20 protein-coding genes and 2 tRNA genes are annotated in these 18,182 nt (G+C 70.6%); 10 read left to right on the plus strand and 12 right to left on the minus strand.

Going from position 1 to position 18,182, the window contains the following annotated elements; all coding sequences use genetic code 11:
• Positions 1-688: 688 nt before the first annotated feature.
• Positions 689-901, plus strand: a complete 213-nt coding sequence (locus ABZS58_RS00005; protein WP_354775890.1) for a hypothetical protein — start codon at positions 689-691, stop codon at positions 899-901.
• Between the two features lie 50 nt (positions 902-951).
• Here ABZS58_RS00005 and ABZS58_RS00010 read toward each other — a convergent pair whose 3' ends face one another.
• The 7 genes from ABZS58_RS00010 to ABZS58_RS00040 form a co-directional block, all read right to left on the minus strand.
• Positions 952-1,749, minus strand: a complete 798-nt coding sequence (locus tag ABZS58_RS00010) for a carbon-nitrogen hydrolase family protein (RefSeq protein ID WP_354775892.1) — start codon at positions 1,747-1,749, stop codon at positions 952-954.
• A gap of 16 nt (positions 1,750-1,765) precedes the next feature.
• Positions 1,766-2,599 carry a DMT family transporter gene (locus ABZS58_RS00015; protein ID WP_354775894.1) on the minus strand — a complete coding sequence of 278 codons (834 nt, stop codon included), beginning with the start codon at positions 2,597-2,599 and terminating at the stop codon, positions 1,766-1,768.
• Between the two features lie 191 nt (positions 2,600-2,790).
• Entirely contained in the window at positions 2,791-4,089 is a 1,299-nt protein-coding gene (clpX, locus tag ABZS58_RS00020) for an ATP-dependent Clp protease ATP-binding subunit ClpX (RefSeq protein ID WP_354775896.1), read from the minus strand.
• Positions 4,090-4,336: 247 nt separating this feature from the next.
• Positions 4,337-4,996, minus strand: coding sequence for an ATP-dependent Clp protease proteolytic subunit (locus tag ABZS58_RS00025; RefSeq protein WP_354775898.1), 660 nt, complete (start codon positions 4,994-4,996; stop codon positions 4,337-4,339).
• Between the two features lie 11 nt (positions 4,997-5,007).
• Positions 5,008-5,658 carry an ATP-dependent Clp protease proteolytic subunit gene (locus ABZS58_RS00030; RefSeq protein WP_354775900.1) on the minus strand — a complete coding sequence of 217 codons (651 nt, stop codon included), beginning with the start codon at positions 5,656-5,658 and terminating at the stop codon, positions 5,008-5,010.
• A 141-nt stretch (positions 5,659-5,799) separates the two neighbouring features.
• Positions 5,800-7,170, minus strand: coding sequence for a trigger factor (gene tig / locus ABZS58_RS00035; protein ID WP_354775902.1), 1,371 nt, complete (start codon positions 7,168-7,170; stop codon positions 5,800-5,802).
• 74 nt (positions 7,171-7,244) lie between these two features.
• Positions 7,245-7,318: transfer RNA gene (locus ABZS58_RS00040), tRNA-Pro, on the minus strand.
• Positions 7,319-7,460: 142 nt separating this feature from the next.
• On the opposite strand from ABZS58_RS00040, the gene ABZS58_RS00045 reads away from it, so the two are divergent.
• A tRNA-Gly gene (locus ABZS58_RS00045) sits at positions 7,461-7,531 on the plus strand.
• Between the two features lie 299 nt (positions 7,532-7,830).
• Here the strand turns inward: ABZS58_RS00045 and ABZS58_RS00050 are convergent.
• Positions 7,831-8,643 carry an SDR family oxidoreductase gene (locus ABZS58_RS00050; RefSeq protein ID WP_354775904.1) on the minus strand — a complete coding sequence of 271 codons (813 nt, stop codon included), beginning with the start codon at positions 8,641-8,643 and terminating at the stop codon, positions 7,831-7,833.
• Positions 8,644-8,763: 120 nt separating this feature from the next.
• On the opposite strand from ABZS58_RS00050, the gene ABZS58_RS00055 reads away from it, so the two are divergent.
• The 6 genes from ABZS58_RS00055 (at position 8,764) to ABZS58_RS00080 (ending at position 12,563) form a co-directional block, all read left to right on the plus strand.
• Positions 8,764-9,411, plus strand: coding sequence for a DUF2625 family protein (locus ABZS58_RS00055; RefSeq protein WP_354775906.1), 648 nt, complete (start codon positions 8,764-8,766; stop codon positions 9,409-9,411).
• Entirely contained in the window at positions 9,411-10,163 is a 753-nt protein-coding gene (locus tag ABZS58_RS00060) for an alpha/beta hydrolase (protein ID WP_354775908.1), read from the plus strand. Before ABZS58_RS00055 ends, ABZS58_RS00060 begins: the two co-directional genes overlap by 1 nt.
• A gap of 11 nt (positions 10,164-10,174) precedes the next feature.
• The gene (locus tag ABZS58_RS00065; protein ID WP_354776762.1) at positions 10,175-10,576 is read left to right on the plus strand and encodes a YciI family protein; all 402 of its coding nucleotides are present in this window, start codon (positions 10,175-10,177) and stop codon (positions 10,574-10,576) included.
• Positions 10,560-11,756: a sigma-70 family RNA polymerase sigma factor gene (locus ABZS58_RS00070; RefSeq protein ID WP_354775910.1), complete on the plus strand. Its 1,197-nt coding sequence runs from the start codon at positions 10,560-10,562 to the stop codon at positions 11,754-11,756. Before ABZS58_RS00065 ends, ABZS58_RS00070 begins: the two co-directional genes overlap by 17 nt.
• A gap of 90 nt (positions 11,757-11,846) precedes the next feature.
• Positions 11,847-12,020, plus strand: a complete 174-nt coding sequence (locus ABZS58_RS00075; protein ID WP_354775912.1) for a hypothetical protein — start codon at positions 11,847-11,849, stop codon at positions 12,018-12,020.
• 120 nt (positions 12,021-12,140) lie between these two features.
• Complete coding sequence (locus tag ABZS58_RS00080; protein ID WP_354775914.1) at positions 12,141-12,563, plus strand: hypothetical protein; 423 nt, start codon at positions 12,141-12,143, stop codon at positions 12,561-12,563.
• Between the two features lie 112 nt (positions 12,564-12,675).
• On the opposite strand, the gene ABZS58_RS00085 is transcribed toward ABZS58_RS00080, so the two are convergent.
• Entirely contained in the window at positions 12,676-13,407 is a 732-nt protein-coding gene (locus tag ABZS58_RS00085; RefSeq protein ID WP_354775916.1) for a tyrosine-protein phosphatase, read from the minus strand.
• Positions 13,404-15,101 carry a hypothetical protein gene (locus tag ABZS58_RS00090; RefSeq protein WP_354775918.1) on the minus strand — a complete coding sequence of 566 codons (1,698 nt, stop codon included), beginning with the start codon at positions 15,099-15,101 and terminating at the stop codon, positions 13,404-13,406. Before ABZS58_RS00090 ends, ABZS58_RS00085 begins: the two co-directional genes overlap by 4 nt.
• 118 nt (positions 15,102-15,219) lie before the next feature.
• Here ABZS58_RS00090 and ABZS58_RS00095 point away from each other — a divergent pair, with 118 nt between their 5' ends.
• Positions 15,220-16,446, plus strand: coding sequence for a GNAT family N-acetyltransferase (locus tag ABZS58_RS00095; RefSeq protein WP_354775920.1), 1,227 nt, complete (start codon positions 15,220-15,222; stop codon positions 16,444-16,446).
• Between the two features lie 523 nt (positions 16,447-16,969).
• Positions 16,970-17,317, plus strand: a complete 348-nt coding sequence (locus tag ABZS58_RS00100; protein WP_354775922.1) for a hypothetical protein — start codon at positions 16,970-16,972, stop codon at positions 17,315-17,317.
• Between the two features lie 140 nt (positions 17,318-17,457).
• On the opposite strand, the gene ABZS58_RS00105 is transcribed toward ABZS58_RS00100, so the two are convergent.
• Both ABZS58_RS00105 and ABZS58_RS00110 read right to left on the minus strand, forming a co-directional pair.
• Positions 17,458-17,931 (minus strand): ribose-5-phosphate isomerase, encoded by a 474-nt coding sequence (locus ABZS58_RS00105; protein ID WP_354775924.1) that lies wholly within the window; start codon positions 17,929-17,931, stop codon positions 17,458-17,460.
• Between the two features lie 13 nt (positions 17,932-17,944).
• Positions 17,945-18,133, minus strand: a complete 189-nt coding sequence (locus ABZS58_RS00110; RefSeq protein ID WP_354775926.1) for a hypothetical protein — start codon at positions 18,131-18,133, stop codon at positions 17,945-17,947.
• Positions 18,134-18,182 lie beyond the last annotated feature (49 nt).

Raw genomic sequence — 18,182 nt, forward strand, 5'->3', positions numbered from 1 at the left:
CTCCGCCCACGATCCAAAGACCGCGGCACGGGGTCAATCAATTGGCACTGGCTTAACAAGCACCCTGTTGAGTTCTCAAACAACCAACACACACCGCTGAAGCTCACTTAGTGAAGTTTGCTTCATCCGGGGCAACTTCTCTACTTTACCAGGTCGCTCGCCGTTGTCAAGTCCGTATTTCCGGGCAATTCAACTTCAAGCGGCTTTCCCGAGCATAACAACAGCACCGTTTCCGGTGATCTTGTTTCGGGAGATTCGGTAGGACCGACCGGCACTGGAGCATTACGCTCGCTTGCCCGCCCGGCTCCCTGCCGACTTTATTACTTTACCAGTCCGTTCCGTCCTGTCAAGCTCGCGTTATCCGCTTGTCGACCTTCTGGAACGTTTCCCGCACACGCCAGCCGCACCGTTTCCGGTGTGGTGTCGTGCTGGGAATTCCGGCTGGACCGGCCGGCTCGAGCCTCTCGGCTCTCACCCGCCCGGCTCCCTGCCGGCTGGATCAACCTACCTGGCCGGCTTCGCGTTCGCAAATCCGGTCGAGACCGGTTGTTACCGCACCACCCAAGCAGAAGTCCGGCGAACCGGTCGTTTCCGACCAGTCCCTCGGACCTGGAGAACCGTACGGGGAATGGCGAACCTGCGTCAAATCGGCCGTGCGCCGGTCTCCCGGAACAGGGAGGATGACGGCATGATGCCTAGCCCCCGTGCGGACGCGCTGCTGGAGATGCTCTTCCCGTTGTGGCAGCTCGTCATCGGCGTCGTCGTGGCGTTGGTCCTGGTCGTCGCCACCTATCGGCTGGCGCTCCGCGGACCGTCGAGAATGCGGACCGTGCTGCTCATCACGGGCGCCGCGATCGTGGGCATCACCGTCTTCGGCATCCTCAGCGCCCGCCAGGCCTGACGAAGCGAGTGCCTGACGGGGCGCGTGACACGGCAGGTAGGCGGACCCGATCAGACGAGCCGGCGGTTCGCCAGGCTCGGCAGCGTGGCCCGGATCTCCCCCAGGCGCGCGAAGTCGAGATCCGCGAACGTGACGCCCACGACATCCGGCGCCAGGGCGATGACGCTCCCCCACGGGTCGATCACCATGCTGCGCCCGAAGCAGGTCCGGTCCGGGTCGTGGTTGCCGACCTGCCCGGCGGCGAGCACATAGCACTGGTTCTCGATCGCCCGGGCGCGCAGCAGTGGCTCCCAGTGGTCCCGTCCGGTGTGCAACATGAACGCGGCAGGCACCACGAGGACGGTCGCTCCGTCGACGGCCAGCTGCCGGTACAACTCGGGAAACCTCAGGTCGTAGCAGATCGACAAGCCGACGACGGCCCCGTCGATCGGGACCAGCGTGGTCTGCGTGCCGGGCGCGACGGTCGCGGACTCCTGATAGGAGACCCGGCCGGGGATCTCGACGTCATACAGGTGGATCTTGCGATACGTGCCGGCGAGCCCCCCCTGGCGGTCGAAGACGAGCGTCGTGTTGTACGTGTGCGCGGGGTCCGGTCCGATCTCGTGGAACGAGCCGGCGTGCACCCAGATCCCGAGCTCCCTCGCCGCGTCGGCGAAGAAGGCCGCGAACTCTCCGTCGATCGGCTCGGGCTTCGGCGCCCCGTCAGCGCGGCCGAGGTAGTCCACGTACTCCGGGAGCACCGCCAGATCCGCGCCGCCCGCCGCGGCACGCTCCAGCAGGGTCCTGGCCACCCTCAGGTTCTCGGCCCGGTCGTCACGGGCGTTGAGCTGACACACCGCTACGCGCATACCCTCAGCCTATCGATCAGGCGGCGGTCAGCACGAGGGCCGCGGCGGCGAGACCGAGCCCGGTGATCTGCAGCGGCCGCATCCGCTCCCGGTCGACGACCATCGCGAGGAAGACGGTGCTCACCGGGTACAGCGACGCGATCGGCGCCGTGATGCTCAGCATCCCCCCGCGGACGGCGATGAGGTAGAACGCGTTGGCGGTCACGTCGAACACGCCCGCGGTGCTCGCGAGCGCGACGGACGAGCGGTCCATCTTCAGCGGCACCCGCATGACGCGCATCGCGGCGAGGAGGCCGATCACCGCGACGACCCGCCCGGACAGCAGCGGCCACATCCCGGACTCGTGCGACGTCTGCGCGATCAGCGTGAAGTACCCGCCGAACAGCAGCCCGGCGCCGAGCGCGGCGACGATCACGCTCCTGGAGATCCTGACGCCGCCGGTCGGCCCGGCGCTGACGAGCGTGATGGCCGCGACCGCGAGCACCGCGCCGGTCAGGGCGAGCGCCGACGGGCGGCGGTCGAGGAGGAGGCCGAGCAGCAGCGGCACGGCGGCGGTCGTCGTCGCGGTCAGCGGTGCGACGACGGACATGGCGCCACCGGCGAGCCCCCGGTAGAAGACGACGAGTCCGGCTACACCGACCACGCCCGCCACGGCGCCCCAGACGAGGTCGGCGACGGCCGGCATGCCCGGCCGGGTGACGAGCAGCCAGCCGACGACGAGCGGGATGCCGGCCAGCTCGGCGACGAGCGCGATGCCGAACGAGTTGGTGCGCTGACTCGCCTTGCCGCCGGCGAAGTCACCCGCACCCCAGATGAGCGCGGACGTGGCGGCGAAGATGAGTGACAACACGTCGGCAACGATATGGGTTGCCTCAGCGACCCGCCACCGCGTTTTCCGTCGCCAATCCGTCGCTCAGCCAGGGTTTCCTCATGTTGAGCTGGGATCCGTCGGTACCGCGGCAGCCAATGCGACATGCGACACGCCGCCCACCCGGTGGGGGTGGACGGCGTGTGGTGACTGCTCCGGCTGTGGCCCCGGCCTCAGGCCGACTTCTCCTCGCGGTCCGCGCGGCGGCGGCCGGCCCGGTGGGCGGCGAGGTCGCGCGGGACGATGGTCGGTATGACCTTCTCGAGGACCACCTCGCGGGTGATCAGGACACGGGCGATGTTGGGGTTGCTGGGCACCTCGTACATCACGCTGAGGAGGACCTCCTCCATGATCGCGCGGAGCCCGCGGGCGCCGGTGCCGCGGAGGATCGCCTGGTCGGCGATCGACTCGAGGGCCTCGGCGTTGAACTCCAGCTCGACGCCGTCGAGCTCGAACAGCCGCTGATACTGCCGGACGAGCGCGTTGCGCGGCTCCGTGAGGATCTTGACCAGCGCGTCGCGGTCGAGGCTCTTCACGCTGGTGATGACGGGGAGACGGCCGATGAACTCGGGGATGAGCCCGAACTTCAGCATGTCCTCCGGCATCACGTCGCCGAAGCTGTCGTCCATGGTGCGGTCGGTGATCGAGCGCAGGTTGGCGCCGAAGCCGGTGCCGCCCTTGCCGACGCGGGCCTGGACGATCCGGTCGAGTCCCGCGAAGGCGCCACCGCAGATGAACAGCACGTTGGACGTGTCGATCTGGATGAACTCCTGGTGCGGGTGCTTGCGGCCGCCCTGCGGCGGCACGTTGGCGACCGTGCCCTCGATGATCTTCAGCAGCGCCTGCTGCACGCCCTCGCCGGACACGTCCCGGGTGATGCTCGGGTTCTCCGACTTGCGGGCGATCTTGTCGACCTCGTCGATGTAGACGATGCCGGTCTCGGCGCGACGGATGTCGTAGTCCGCGGCCTGGATCAGCTTCAGCAGGATGTTCTCGACGTCCTCACCGACATAGCCGGCCTCCGTCAGCGCCGTGGCGTCCGCGATCGCGAACGGCACGTTGAGCATCCGGGCGAGCGTCTGTGCCAGGTGCGTCTTGCCGCAGCCCGTCGGGCCGATCAGCAGGATGTTGGACTTCGCCAGCTCCACGCCGTCGCTGCCCGAGCTGCCGCCGGACTCCGCCTGGACCCGCTTGTAGTGGTTGTAGACCGCCACCGCGAGGGCCTTCTTGGCCTGGTCCTGACCGACCACGTATTGATCGAGGAAGGCGCAGATCTCCATCGGCTTGGGCAGCTCGTCGAACTTGACGTCACCCGACTCCGCGAGCTCTTCCTCGATGATCTCGTTGCAGAGATCGATGCATTCGTCGCAGATGTAGACGCCGGGTCCTGCGATCAGCTTCTTCACCTGCTTCTGCGACTTGCCGCAGAAGGAACATTTCAGTAGGTCGCCGCCGTCGCCGATCCGTGCCACCTACGATCTCCCTGCCTTCGGCCGGACTGACTGCCCGGATCGCGTCGTGCCTTCGCCGCTCTCGGCGCCGCGCGCATGGTGCCGCGCTGTCGCTTGCGTCTTGCTTCGTTGCGTGTTGCTCGGTGCTGCCTCGACGTTACCTGGTGGTCGGCAGTATTCCGACCCCCTGAGCGGTGGTGTCTTTCCGGAGGGCCACATCGGCCCGCCAGACCGTGAGGTGAGGCGGGCCGACCGTGGATCGCGTGGGCTACGCCCCGGAAGCGACCAGCGCCGATTTCTTGCGGCTGACGAGGATGTTGTCGACCAGACCGTACTCCTTGGCCTCGTCGGCCGTCAGGATCTTGTCCCGGTCGATGTCCTTGCGGACCTTCTCGATCGTCTGCCCGGTGTGCCGGGACACCATCTCCTCGAGATTCGTGCGCATCCGCATGATCTCGCGGGCCTGGATCTCGATGTCGGACCCCTGACCGTAGCCGCCCTCGGTGGCCGGCTGGTGGATGATGATCCGCGAGTTCGGCAGGGCGAGCCGCTTGCCGGGCGTGCCGGCGGCGAGCAGCACCGCGGCCGCGCTGGCGGCCTGGCCGAGGCAGACCGTCTGGATGTCCGGCCGCACATACAGCATCGTGTCGTAGATCGCCGTCATGGCCGTGAACGAGCCACCGGGCGAGTTGATGTACATGATGATGTCGCGGTCCGGCTCGTTGCTCTCCAGCGTCAGCAGCTGCGCCATCACGTCGTTGGCCGACGCGTCGTCGATCTGCACGCCGAGGAAGATGATCCGGTCCTCGAACAGCTTGTTGTACGGGTTGGTCTCCTTGATCCCATACGACGTGCGCTCCACGTAGGACGGGAGGATGTAACGGTTGTGCACCTCGCGCATCGCCGGGGGCAGGCTCAGGTCGGTCATCGCTTCGCTCCTCAAGCCAGGGTTCCGGCGCCTTCCGGAGCCTGCTGGGCCCCGGTGATCACCTTGTCGATGAAGCCGTAGTCGCGCGCCTCTTCGGCGGTGAACCAGCGGTCGCGGTCGGAGTCGGACTCGATCTGCTCCAGGCTCTGACTCGTGTGGAACGAGACCCGCTCCTGGAACATCCGCTTGGTGTAGAGCATCTGCTCGGCCTGGATCGCGATGTCCGAGGCCGTGCCACCGATGCCACCCGAAGGCTGGTGCATCATGATCCGCGCGTGCGGCAGCGCCATCCGCTTGCCCGGCGCGCCGGCGCACAGCAGCAGCTGGCCCATCGACGCCGCCATGCCCATCGCGACCGTCGCCACGTCGTTGGTGACGAACTGCATGATGTCGTAGATCGCCATGCCCGAGTAGACGGAGCCACCGGGCGAGTTGATGTAGAGCCAGATGTCGCGCTCCTCGTCCTCGGCGGCGAGGAGGAGCATCTGGGCACAGATCCGGTTGGCGACCTGGTCGTTGACTTCGCTACCCAGGAAGATGATCCGTTCCTTGAGCAGCCGGTTGAACACCGAGTCGTCGAGCGTCAGGCTCGTGTCCGCGCCCCGACCGCGCCCCGCGGGCGCGGGACTGACTGGCGACGCTGGAATATGCAGGTCGGTCATGGCAGCCCTTCGCAAGAGTCTTGTACTTGCCGACCCTAACCGGTGTTGGGAGCGGGAGCTTCCCATGCTCACCGCATTTCGCTATGAGCGCACCGTGGTCGACCGGGCCCGTAACGTCTCCGCCGGGCCCGGTCGCTCAGGTCAGTGGTTGTGACCCTCGTGGTCGCCGTGGTCGTGGCCCTCGTGGTCGTCGGCCGGCCCACGCAGGTCGTCCAGCGCCAGCGCGGTGCCCTCCGAGTCGACGATCTTCACCCGCTCGAGGACCAGACCCAGCGCCTTGCCCCGCCGCACGTCACCGAAGACCGCGCCGGCGACACCGGCCTGGACCAGCTGGTCGTAATACTGCTGCGGACCGACGCCCGCGCGCTGCGCCCGGTGCACGATCTCGTGCCCGAACTCGTCGTCGCTGACCTGGATGTCCTCGGCGTCGGCCAGGGTGTCGAGCACCAGCTGCACCTTCACGCCCTCGGTGGCCGCCTCGTTGAGCTCGGCGTCCATCTCCTCCTCGGTCTTGCCCTCGGTGGAGAGGTAGTCCTCGAACGACGCACCGATGCGCTGGAGCTGGTCGTTCATCGACTCCTTGCGCGACTCCACCTCATCCTTGACCACGCCCTCCGGCGCGGGGACCTCGGTGGCCTCGATGACGGCCTTCAGCGCCAGGTCACGGGCCGAGTAGAGCTGCTCCATCCGCTTCACCCGGCTCAGCCGCGTGCGCAGGTCGCCCTTGAGCTCCTCGAGCGTGTCGAACTCGCTCGCCAGCTGCGCGAACTCGTCGTCGACCGGCGGCAGCTGCTTGTCCTTGACCGACTTCACCGACACCGACACCTCGGCGTCGCGCCCCTCGAAGTCGCCACCGACCAACTGCGTGGTGAAGGTCGTCGACTCACCGGCCGACATCCCCACCAGCACGTCATCCAGACCGGGCACCAGCTGGCCGCTGCCGACCTCGTGGGAGATGTTGTTGGCGGAGCCGCCCGGCACCTCCTCGCCGTCCACGGTCGCGACCAGGTCGATCTGCACGAAGTCGCCGACCAGCGCCGACCGCTCCACCGTCTTCAGCGTCGCGAACCGGTCGCGCAGCCCCTTGAGCTGCTCGTCGACGTCGTCCTCGCTCACCACGAGCGCGTCGACCGTCACCTCGATCGCCGACAGGTCCGGCAGCACGATCTCCGGCCGCACGTCCACCTCGGCGGTGAACTTGAGCGGCTGCCCATCCGCGAACTCGGTGATCTCCACCTCGGGCCGGCCCAGCGTCTTCACCTCGTGCTCGCGGACCGCGGCCAGAATCTGCGTCGGAATGACCTCCTGCACCGCCTCGTTGAGCACCGCGCCCCGACCGACCCTCTGGTCGATCACGGCGGTCGGCACCTTGCCGCGGCGGAACCCGGGAATCACGACCTGCGAGCCGATCTCCCGGTAGGCCTTCTTCAAGCTGGGCTCCAGCTCGGCGAACGGCACCTCGATTTCGAGCCGCACGCGCGTCGGGCTCAGGGTCTCGACGGTGCTCTTCACAGAACTTCTCCTCATGGGTCGCGGTCAGCCGCTCCAACGGCTGGGTGGACTGGCGGCTGCCTGGTGTGTCCCGGTCGGGGTGGCGGGATTTGAACCCACGGCCCCTCGCTCCCAAAGCGAGTGCGCTACCAAACTGCGCTACACCCCGGTGCTGTGCGTCGGCAAGTGTATGCGTTGGGTCCGACAGTCCGCCGCTCGGTATGGCGGTGTCGCACTGCATGGACCCGCCGTCTGTCCTTCGGGACAGGATTCGGTACGCTTGGAGGCGCACCCGGGACGACCGGGCGCACGCGGGCGTAGCTCAATGGCAGAGCTTCAGTCTTCCAAACTGACGGTGTGAGTTCGATTCTCATCGCCCGCTCTTCACTCTTCTTGCAGGTCAGAGCCGCTCTGGTCTCACCTCTGCGATCTTGCGTCTCACCCTTGGCCCATCGCGGTGCCGGAGCCCGGGTTCCGCCGCTTGAACGCTGTTGCGGACGTTCGCCCGGCCGACACTTCCGTGACAGGTTGCGCGGTCACCGTGACGACCCTGGCCCGCGAACTACCCGGTGGATCGCTGGGGTTAGGAGACCAGCGATCCGCCGGGTTGTCGCGGGCCACGGCTGGCAGAGCGCTTCCGGGGCACCGTCCGTACCGCAGCCGAACCGTGAAAAGGGCAGGTCAGACAGATACGGGGCGGGCGTTCAGAAGGGCGGTGTGCTCGCGCTGGGCGGCGTCCAGGAGTGCCTGCCAGGCGTCGGCGCCGATCGGGAGTCTGGTGGGGCGTTCGTCCGAGGCGATGAGGCGCAGCACCTCCGAGGCGAACAGCGACGGTGGGTTCGCCATCGGCAGTTCCTTCATGGCGCGGGAGCCGGCGAGCATGGGGGCGGTGACGTCGTGGTACGCGTCGATGTGGCGGGACTCGGTGAGCGTGCTGCCCCATTCGGTGGCGAACATGCCGGGCTCGACGGCGACGACGTGAACGCCGGTGCCGGCGAGTTCCTGGGACAGGGTCTCGACCATGCCTTCAAGGGCGTACTTGGCGGCCGTGTAGGCGCCGAGGCCCGGGTGCGCCAGGCGGCCCGCCGTCGAGGAGACCATGACGACGTCGCCGTGGCCCTGGGCGCGCATCAGGGGCAGGACCATGCGGGTCAGGCGCCAGGGGGCGAACAGGTTCGTGGCGAACTGGGCGGAAAGCTCATCGTCCGTGACCTCCTCGACGGCGCCGAAGTGGCCGTAGCCGGCGTTGTTCACCAGGACGTCGATGCCGCCGAAGCGGGCCACCGCGGCGTGCACCGCGTTGTGGCAGTCGTCCGGGTCGCGGACGTCGAGCGCGCACGTGGCGAGCGTGCGTGGGTGGGCGTCCCGGAGGTCTTCGAGGGTCGACGGGCGGCGGGCGGTGGCGAGGACCTGTTGACCGGAGGCGGCGACGGCCTCGGCGAGGGCGCGACCAAGGCCCGTGGAGCATCCGGTGATCAACCAGCGGCGAGTCATGTTCGACATAGTGACTCTGAGTATCCGCGCCGGAACAGGGCGAGAAACGTGAGTGACCGTCATTCACCGCGGAAATCCGTCGTTCGTGTACGTCCGGGAACATCGTCGTACAGTTGCGGCATGCGCTCGCTCGCCGAGCTGATCTCCGAGGACCGGTCGGCTTGGGCCGAGGTCGAGGCGGCGGTCAGCGGGTCACCGTTCGCGGTGGAGGTCCTGCCGACAGATCCCGATCGGGCGGCTTCCTGCCTGCAACGACTCCAGGTCACCACCAAGTCGTGGCTGGGTTCGCTGGTGTACCTGTCGGGCGGGCTGGTCGTCGACGACGGCTGGCTGCGGATCCTGGGCTCGGGGCATCCCGAGCGGCGGCTGCCGGACATCCACGCGGTCAACGCCGGGTTCACCGGCGCCGGTCTCGTCGTCGCGCAGGACGTGATGGGCGGCGAGTTCGTGTGGCGGCAGGGTGACGGACCGTCGCCGTCGATCCACTACTTCGCGCCCGACACCCTCGGCTGGGAGGACCTCGGCCTCGGGTACACCGACTGGCTGTACGGCATGCTCAGCGGCGCGATCGACCAGTTCTACCTCAGCTGGCGCTGGCCCGGCTGGCAGGACGAGGTGGCCGCGGTCCCGTTCGACGCCGGGCTGCACACGCTGCCGCCGCTGTTCACCGCCGAGGGCAAGGACATCGCCGAGATCAGCCGGCGGCCGATCCCGATGACCCGCCTGGTGAGCTCCCTGCACGACTTCGCCGACCAGTTCGGCACGTAGTGGACCTGCACCACCGCGACGAGGGGCCACGCGACGCGCCCGCCGTGGTCCTGCTGCACGGCGGGGGCAGCAGCGGCGCCACCTGGGACAGGTTCACCCCGGCGCTGGTCGCCGCCGGATACCGGGTCGTGGCACCGGACCTGCGCGGCCATGCCAGGAGCCCGCGCTCCCGCCCGTACACGCTGAAATCCCACCGCGACGATGTCATCGCGCTGCTCGATGGGCTCCGTCTCGATGCGGTGACGCTCGTCGGGCATTCGCTCGGCGGGTTCGCGGCGACGCTGGTCGCGCAGGAGCAGCCGGAACGCGTCACGCGGCTGGTGCTCGAGGACCCGCCGGCGCCGCCGCGGCACGACGAGGGCCGGCTGCCGCTGGGCCGGTTGCTGCTGCTGTCCATCGGCACGGCCGATCCTCGCCGCCGGTACGACCGGCTGGCCCTCACCTCAGCGATCGCGCAGCTGCGGCAGGCACATCCCGGCTGGTGGGAAGCGCTGCCGCGCATCACGGCGCAGACCCTGCTGCTGTCCGGCGGCCCCACCAGCCATGTCGCGCCGGCGCGGCTCGCCGAGGTGGCGGCGCTCATCCCGCGATGTGACCTCGTGACCCTGGCGGTCGGGCACCGCGTCCACAGCACCGCCCCGTCGCGGTTCGGCGAGACCGTGATGAAGTTTCTCGGCGACGCTGTCCGGGACGGCACACCCGCTCCGACGTCTCCGGCGTCACCGATGGACGGTGCCGTTCGAGAGGAGTGACCGTGAAGTACATGATCCTGACGTACGCGTCGCAGCGGGACTACGACGAGATGGCCGGCAAGCCCGGCAACGACCCCGTCTGGACCGGCGAGGACTTCGCCGCGATGGGCGCGTTCATGACGAAGTTCAACCAGGACCTCGAGGCGTCCGGCGAGCTGGTCGAGACCCGCGCGCTCGGCGCGCCGGTGCACACCCGCCGGATCGGCGGCGTGCCCGCCCTGGTCACCGACGGGCCCTACGCGGAGACGCAGGAGGTCCTCGCGGGCTACTGGATCGTCGACGTCGACAGCTTCGACCGGGCCACCGAGATCGCCGCCCGGCTCGGCGAATGCCCGGCGCCGTCGTCGGTGGCCACGACCGCGTACGCCGACGTGCGGCCGATCATCGACTCCGCCGATGAGATCGGTCTCTGAGCAGTCCCTCGAGGACCTGCTGCGCTCGCTGGCGCCGCAGGTCCTCGGTGCGCTCGTGCGCCGCTACGGGCACTTCGACCACGCCGAGGACGCCGTCCAGGAGGCCCTCATCGCGGCCGCCGCGCAGTGGCAGGCCGACGGCGTCCCCGACTCGCCGCGCGGCTGGCTGATCACCGTCGCGTCCCGCCGGCTGACGGACCTGCTGCGCAGCGAGTCCGCCAGGATGCGCCGCGAGGCGGAATGGGTGCCGCCACCACCGTCGGCCGCCGGCGCCGACGACAGCCTCATCCTGCTCGCGATGTGCTGCCACCCGTCGCTGAGCCCGCCCGACCAGATCGCCCTGACCCTGCGGGCCGTCGGGGGCCTGAGCACCGCCGAGGTCGCGCGGGCCTTCCTGGTGCCCGAGGCGACCATGGCCCGTCGCATCACCCGGGCGAAGCAGCGCATCAAGGCGAGCGGGGTGCCGTTCGCCCTGCCGGACGCCTTCTCCGGGGCCGTCCTGCACGTGCTCTACCTGATGTTCAACGAGGGGTACGCCGCCACCGCCGGCTCCGACCTGCACCGGCCCGACCTGGCCGCGGAGGCGATCCGGCTGACCCGGCTCGTGCACCGGCTGCTGCCCCCCGACTCCTTCGGCAACGAGGTCGCCGGGCTGCTCGCGCTGATGCTGCTCACCGACGCGCGCCGGGCCGCCCGCACCGCGCCGGACGGCACCCCCGTGCCCATGGACGCGCAGGACCGCACCCTGTGGGACGCCGCGGCGATCGCCGAGGGCGTCGCCCTCGTCACGGCGGCGCTGCCCCGCGGACCCGTCGGCCCGTATCAGCTGCAGGCGGCGATCGCGGCCCTGCACGACGAGGCCCCCTCCGCGGCGGAGACCGACTGGCCGCAGATCGTCGCGTTGTACGAGGTGCTGCTCACCCTCACCGACAACCCGATGGTCGCGCTGAACCACGCTGTCGCGGTCACGATGGCCACCGGCCCGGCCGCGGGCCTGGCCCTGCTGTCGTCGCTGTCCTCCCTGCACGGTGATCACCGCTTCCACGCGGTCCGGGGCCACCTGCTGGAGATGTCCGGCTCGCCGGCCTTCGCCAGGGAGGCCTACATCAGGGCCGCGGAGCTCACCGGGAGTTTGCCGCTGCGCCGGTACCTGCATGCCCGCGCCACCGCATGCCAATGATCGGACGTTGCGGCACGTAGCGGACGTTCTCCCTGGTCAATTCCATGATCGAGCTGATTTCGAACGCGTGTTCGACTAGGGTTCCGGCTCATGGAGATCATCACCTGCACCGCTGTGAAGCTGACCCCGACCGCCACCGGCGACGTCCCGGTCCGCTGCGCGAAGCATCCCGACCACGAGGCCTCCGGCGACCCGGTCCACGAGGCCCGTCTCGGGGTCTTCCCGGTCCGCTGGACCAGCGCGGCATCCTCCCCGGATCTGTGACCCCCGGACGCCGGAACGATCGACGGGTGTCCGAACGTGCCGCACACCTGACTGAACGTGATCTCCATGCCACCCGCACAGCCGATCAGCCGCCCGCCACCCACAGCGCAGGATCACCCCATGAGCCGTCGCCGCCTGACCGCCGCCGTGATCATCCTGCTCACCCTCGTCGGCTGCGGTTCCACCGCCAAGCCTGACGCGCAGCCTCTCGGCGCTGCCGGCTCCGCATCCGCGTCACCGTCTCCGTCTCCGTCCTCATCGCCGTCCCCGTCGCCCTCACCGTCCGCGTCGGCTGTCGTGACGGCCGCGCCGGCGTCGCTCCCGGCCACCGCAGCGCCCGCACCGAAGACGACAGCCGCGACGAAACCCACGACGAAACCCGCCGCCCCGAAGACGACCGCCCCGGCAGGAGGCGGCGGCAACATCGTCCACGCGGGTGCGTTCTGCTCCCCCGAAGGCGCGACCGGCCACACCTCCACCGGCAAACTGATGCGCTGCACCCGCAAGGCGGGTGAGGACCGCGCCCGCTGGCGCGCCGCGTGACGCAGCGGCCGGACAGCGTCCGCAGACGAACGTGCGAGGCGGGGTCCGGCACCGGACACGCGTATCGGCAACCGACCGCGTCGAGGCCTTCGTCGCTCCTGCCCGCCGGGCGTCAGGCGACCAGTGCCGCTCGCAGGGCGGACAGGTCGTCGTCCTTCAGGCCGTACGTGTGAGCCCAGTCCTGGATCGAGCCCCACCGGTCCTTCGCCAGCTCCAGCATGCGCAGCATCATCGCGGCCTGCGGGGTCCAGTCCAGGACGGAAGCGGGGCGGGGTGGAAGGCCTAGGCGGTCGACGACCTCGGAGACCCGCTCGTGGATCCGCGGCATCGCGGTCGCGGTGGCCGCGTAGTCCGCGGCGATGGCCTCGTCCGGCACGCCGAGCAGGCTCAGCACCACAGCGGCCAGGACGCCCGTGCGGTCGCAGCCTGCCTCGCAGTGGAAGACGGCCGGCAGGGCGGAGGTCGAGGACAGGAGGCGGACCGTCCCCGCCAGCACATCGCCCTTCTCGGTGAGCATGGCGACGTAGTGGCCGACCAGGTCCTCGGCGCCGCTGACGTCGGCGATCGGGGCCGAGACGTAGGAGACGGGGGCGCTCGCGAAGGCACCGCGGCCCAGGTGGGTCACCTCGAACTCGCCGCGCAGGTCGATGACCGTGGCCACCCTCAGGTCGTCGACCAGGTGGGTGACGTCGGCCTGCGTGGCGTACGCGAGCGAGTCGCTGCGGAAGAGGCGACCGGGGCGGACCGCGCCGCCGCCGGTCGTGGGCAGGCCGCCGAGGTCGCGGAAGTTGATGAGCCCTTCCAGGGTGTGCGGGGCACGACCGCGGCGGCGCCAGCGTCTCACCCGGACAGGCCCGTCAGCCAGGTCCAGAACTGCATGAACCAGCCGACCTCGCGCAGGTAGGCGATGCCCGCGGCGGCGAGGAAGAGGCCCGTCAGCGCGTGGGCGCCCTTGGCGCTGCGGCGGACCCGGCCGAAGCGTTGCTCCAGGACGAGGCGGCCGACGAGGCGGGTCAGGGCGAACACACCGACGGCGACGGCGAGCACGACCAGGAAGGCGAAGAACGGGCCGCTGAGGCTGCCGTCGCTGTCCAGGGCCCACAGTCCCCAGCAGATGAAGGCGATGAACGCGCCGGTGCCGGTCAGCTCCCAGCCGATCTTGAGGGTGCGGGCGCGTTCGCCTGGCTCCGGGCGGTACACGGGGCGGTCGTTCTCGGGCTCGACGGGCATCATGCCGGTCGGGTCGGGGGCGGGACGGTGGATGACCTTCGCCCGGCCGCGCATCTGCGGCACCCCGGCGTCGGAGACGGCGACCCCCGTGGCGCCGGGCGAGACGGGCACGCCCGACACGGGCGGCGCGGAGACGGGCGGCGCGGAGACCGGCACCGAGGTGTGGAAGGCGGTCGGGGCCGAGATGGCGGAGGTGGCGGAGCGCAGGGCGACCAGCTCCCTCTCCAGGCGTTCGATCCGCTGGTACGCGTCGGTCTCCGTCCCCGTGACCGACGGCCTGGCTCGGCCGATGGCGCGGGACGTCTCCGAGGCCTCGGGCTCGACCCAGTCGCAGCCGACGTCGGGCAGGCCTGACCGGCGGACGAGCTCCGCCAGGTGCGCGAGCCACGAGGGCAGCTCGCGGGTGTCGGGGCGCTCGGACGGGCGGTCGGCGAGCGGCGCGTGCAGGTGGTCGCGCAGCGCCGGGATGCGCTCCAGCAGCGGGTGGCGGCGCAGCACGTTCCACTGCGGCGGGGACGCCTCGTGCGGGTTGCGCTGGTCGGTGCGGCCGTCGACGCGCGGGTAGGCGCCGGTGACCATGAAGTACGCGACCGCGCCGTAGCCGTGCACGTCATACGCGGGGCCGACGTGCTTGACGCCGCCGAACGCCTCCGGGCCGCCGGACTCCGGGGTGTAGGCGATCTGGGTGATCTCCTCCTCGCGGAAGTAGCGGGCGCCGGTGAAGTCGATCAGGCGCACCTCGCCGGTCGCGAGGACCATGAGGTTGGACGGCTTGACGTCCATGTGCAGGACGGCCGTCGCGCCGGACTGCTGCGGGTGGTGCAGCGCCTGCAGGACCGACCCGAGGGTCTTGAGCGCGGCGACGGCGTTGAGCCGTCGGCCGCCGGGCGCGATGCCGGAGCGTTGCGCGATGTACTCGCGCAGATTGACCCCGTGCAGATAGTCGTAGACCTGGTACGGCACGGCGTCGCCCGGCGCCGCGCGCTCCCCCGGCCGGTGCGGCGGCGGCCCGTAGAAGCCGTCGGCGCGCCGGCAGATGCCGCCGACGCCGCGGTTGTTGAGGTCCATGAGCGCGGCGTCGCCCTTGTCCCAGGACCGCAGCTCGTCGGCGATCGGGCGCTGCGGGTCGATGCGGAACACCTTCACGGTCATCGGCGCGGACGTCACCCCACCGCAGATGCGCACCGCTCGGTAGACGTCCGCCTGGCCGCCCGAGCCCAGGTGGGCGACGAGCCGGTAGCGCTGGAACGTCTCCGGCAAAGGGCTCGCCGGACCACACACGAGGTCCAGCAACGCACCCTGCGTCATCGTGCGACTCCCCCCAGATGAAGTTTCCGCCCCCGGATACCGCTGCAATCACTTCCGAGAGTAACCAGCGTGCGAAATCGGTCGCGTTCAACGGAGGTCACGAGGTAGACACGACTGCGTGACCGTCTACACGCTGCGTGCCGCGACCCCCGCCGATCTCGACGCGTTCAGCCGGGTGATCCGGACAGCGTTCAACGTCCCGGGCGACCCCGATCCGACCGACACGATCCGCACGGTCATCGATCCCGCGCGGTACACCCTGGCGGAGCTCGACGGCCAGATCGTCGGCACCGCCGGCGTCTTCACCCGGGATCTCACCGTGCCGGGTGCCGTGATCCCCGCCGCCCACGTCACCGGCGTGTCGGTCGCCGCGACGCACACCCGCAAGGGCCTCCTGCGCCGCATGATGACCGGGCAGCTGACCGGGGTGCCGGAGGCGGTCGCCGTGCTGTGGGCGTCGGAGGGGCGCATCTACCAGCGGTTCGGCTACGGTCTCGCCTCACAGAACGTCACCCTGCGCGCCGACCGCCGTGAGGTCGCGATCCGCGGCACCGCCGGCACCGGGACCGGCACGTTGCGTGCGGCGGTGCCGTCCGAGGCGCGCAAGGAGCTGTCCGAGGTGTACGACCGTGCGCTCGCCGGACGCCCCGGGTGGTCCAGCCGCGACGAGACGTGGTGGACGCACCTCACGAGCGACCCCGAGAAGCGGCGCGAGGGACACACCGCGACCCGCGCCGTCCTGTACAGCGACCAGAGCGGCATCGTGCAGGGGTACACGCAGTACCGCATCAAGAACGACTGGGACGACAACGGCCCGAAGGGCGAGGTCAACGTCGTCGAGCTGGTCGCCGTCACCCCCGACGCGGCGGCGGCGCTGTGGCGCTTCCTGCTCGGCGTCGACCTGACCCGCTCCGTCGTCAAGGGCCTCTCCGGCGTCGACGAGGAGATCTTCCACCTGGTCGAGGAGCCCCGCCGCCTCGGCGGCAAGGTCGGCGACGGCCTCTGGGTCCGCATCGTCGACCTGCCCCGCGCGCTCACATCGCGGAAGTACGCGGCGCCCGTCGACGTCGTCCTCGAGGTCACCGACGCGCTCCTGCCCGCCAACGCGGGCCGCTGGCGGCTGCGTGCCGGCGCCGGCGGGGCCCTGGTCAACTGCTCGCCGACCGACGCCCCGGCCGACCTGACCTGCGACGTGACGGAGCTGGGTGCGGCGTACCTCGGCGGCACGAAGCTCGGCGCGCTCGCCGCGACCGGCCGCGTCCAGGAGCACCGCCCCGGCGCGGTGGCCGCCACCAGCACCGCCTTCGGCTGGCACGTCACCCCGTCATCGATCGAGATCTTCTGATCCCTCCGCCGGGGGGCGTGGAGCGGGTAGGGTCTGTGATGTGGGTGGGATCCAGCGCCGGCGGCGCCGCATGCGGCATCACCAGCCGTCCGCCGCGGACCCGTCGGCACCGGAGACGCCCACCCCGTCGGACAATGCGGCAGTGGACGAGCTGGTGCAGGAAGCGCACATCGAGGAGACCCCCGTGGTCAAGCCTCATCCACCGGTGCCCCGGCCACCGATCCATCCGCCGGTCAGCACCCAGCCCGCCCAGGGCCCTCCGGCCGCACCGGCGCCGCCCCCGGCTGCCCCGGCCGGGCCACCCGGGCCCGCGGCGGACGAGCCCCCCGGCGGTTCACCCGGCCCGGCCACGGAGAAGCTCCCGGACATCACAGCGGCCCCGAGCGTTGCGCCGCTCCCGAGCGCCGCAGCGCTCCCGAGCACAGTGCCGGCCCCGAGCACAGCGCCGGTCCCGAGTGCCGCGCCGACCAGCCCCGCGCCGCCGAGTCCCGCGCAGTTGGCGGAGCTGTCGGGTGCGTTCGCCATGACAGCCAACGTCCACGACCCCGAGCCGCCGGACGCCGATCACCCGCCGGCCGGGCACGCGGCGGGTCACGGCAAGGACGACCACGACCGCGATCCCGACCATCACCACCACCACGACAACCACCATCACCACCATCACGACGAGGTGGTGTCGGAGCGGGGCCTGCGCGGCCTCGTCGGCGGCGGCGCGTCCCAGGTGAGCGTCTCCGCGGCCATGCGCGCCCGCGACGCGGCCCGGCCCACCGACGACGACCTCGCGGCCGCCGACCGTGACCTGCAGATCATCCGCCGGGGCTGGGTGCCCCGCGAGGAGCTCACCCGCCCGGGCCACCGCCCCCGCACCTGACCCGGCGCCACGCGACGGACGCCCGGGCCACCGCCTCCGCACCCGACCCGGCGCCACGCGAACGGACGCTCGGGCCACCGCCCGCACCTGAGCTGATGTGGCCGCGACGGCAGCCAGGTCAGCCGGTCGGCAACGGGCGATCAGGCGTCGGGAAGCGGCGGGAGGACGCGGGTCGTGTCGTACTCCAGGACCTGCGCGATCCGGCGGGCATGCCGCTCGTTGCCCGAGAAGGCCGTCGACAGGAACGCCGTGACCAGCGACGTGGCCTCGTCGAGGGTGTGCTGCCGGGCGCCGACCGCGACGATGTTCGCGTCGTTGTGCTCGCGGCCGAGACGGGCCGTGTCCAGGTTCCACGCGAGGGCGGCCCTGACGCCGGGGACCTTGTTGGCCGCGATCTGCTCCCCGTTGCCCGAGCCGCCGATGACGACGCCGAGGCTGCCGGGGTCGGCGACGACGCGGGCGCCGGTGTGGAAGCAGAAGACGGGATAGTCGTCGTCGGGGTCGAACTTCGCCGGGCCGACATCGACGACCTCGTAACCCTGCAGCTGCAGGGCGCCGGCGAGGTGCACCTTCAGCTCATAGCCGGCGTGGTCCGAACCTAGATAGACGCGCATACCGGGAAGTCTGTCAGAACTGGATCAGGCCCAGGCAGGAACCCACCACCAACGCGAGACCCACGAAGACCAGCCCGGAGACCCATCCGGCGGTGGCGCCCCCGGTGAGGCGCCAGTGCCGCCGCCGGTCCCAGACGAGGGCGGCGGCGGCGAAGGCGCCGATACCGAAGGCGGCCACCATGGCCGCGATGAAGATCCGCATGTGCACACCCCAGGCCGTAGACGAAGCGGCCTAGTGTCTACCACGATCG

The sequence above is a fragment of the Dactylosporangium sp. NPDC005555 genome, assembly GCF_040605635.1.
GTDB lineage: Bacteria > Actinomycetota > Actinomycetes > Mycobacteriales > Micromonosporaceae > Dactylosporangium.

Bases quoted from the DNA above. Each gene is read 5' to 3' on its own strand.
- ABZS58_RS00030 (WP_354775900.1), bottom strand. From the start codon at position 5,658: ATGACCGACCTGCATATTCCAGCGTCGCCAGTCAGTCCCGCGCCCGCG.
- ABZS58_RS00010 (WP_354775892.1), bottom strand. From the start codon at position 1,749: ATGCGCGTAGCGGTGTGTCAGCTCAACGCCCGTGACGACCGGGCCGAG.
- ABZS58_RS00005 (WP_354775890.1), top strand. From the start codon at position 689: ATGATGCCTAGCCCCCGTGCGGACGCGCTGCTGGAGATGCTCTTCCCG.
- ABZS58_RS00080 (WP_354775914.1), top strand. From the start codon at position 12,141: ATGAGCCGTCGCCGCCTGACCGCCGCCGTGATCATCCTGCTCACCCTC.
- ABZS58_RS00105 (WP_354775924.1), bottom strand. From the start codon at position 17,931: ATGCGCGTCTATCTAGGTTCGGACCACGCCGGCTATGAGCTGAAGGTG.
- ABZS58_RS00025 (WP_354775898.1), bottom strand. From the start codon at position 4,996: ATGACCGACCTGAGCCTGCCCCCGGCGATGCGCGAGGTGCACAACCGT.
- ABZS58_RS00065 (WP_354776762.1), top strand. From the start codon at position 10,175: ATGATCCTGACGTACGCGTCGCAGCGGGACTACGACGAGATGGCCGGC.
- ABZS58_RS00090 (WP_354775918.1), bottom strand. From the start codon at position 15,101: ATGACGCAGGGTGCGTTGCTGGACCTCGTGTGTGGTCCGGCGAGCCCT.
- ABZS58_RS00055 (WP_354775906.1), top strand. From the start codon at position 8,764: ATGCGCTCGCTCGCCGAGCTGATCTCCGAGGACCGGTCGGCTTGGGCC.
- ABZS58_RS00100 (WP_354775922.1), top strand. From the start codon at position 16,970: ATGACAGCCAACGTCCACGACCCCGAGCCGCCGGACGCCGATCACCCG.
- ABZS58_RS00050 (WP_354775904.1), bottom strand. From the start codon at position 8,643: ATGACTCGCCGCTGGTTGATCACCGGATGCTCCACGGGCCTTGGTCGC.
- ABZS58_RS00110 (WP_354775926.1), bottom strand. From the start codon at position 18,133: ATGCGGATCTTCATCGCGGCCATGGTGGCCGCCTTCGGTATCGGCGCC.
- ABZS58_RS00070 (WP_354775910.1), top strand. From the start codon at position 10,560: ATGAGATCGGTCTCTGAGCAGTCCCTCGAGGACCTGCTGCGCTCGCTG.
- ABZS58_RS00075 (WP_354775912.1), top strand. From the start codon at position 11,847: ATGGAGATCATCACCTGCACCGCTGTGAAGCTGACCCCGACCGCCACC.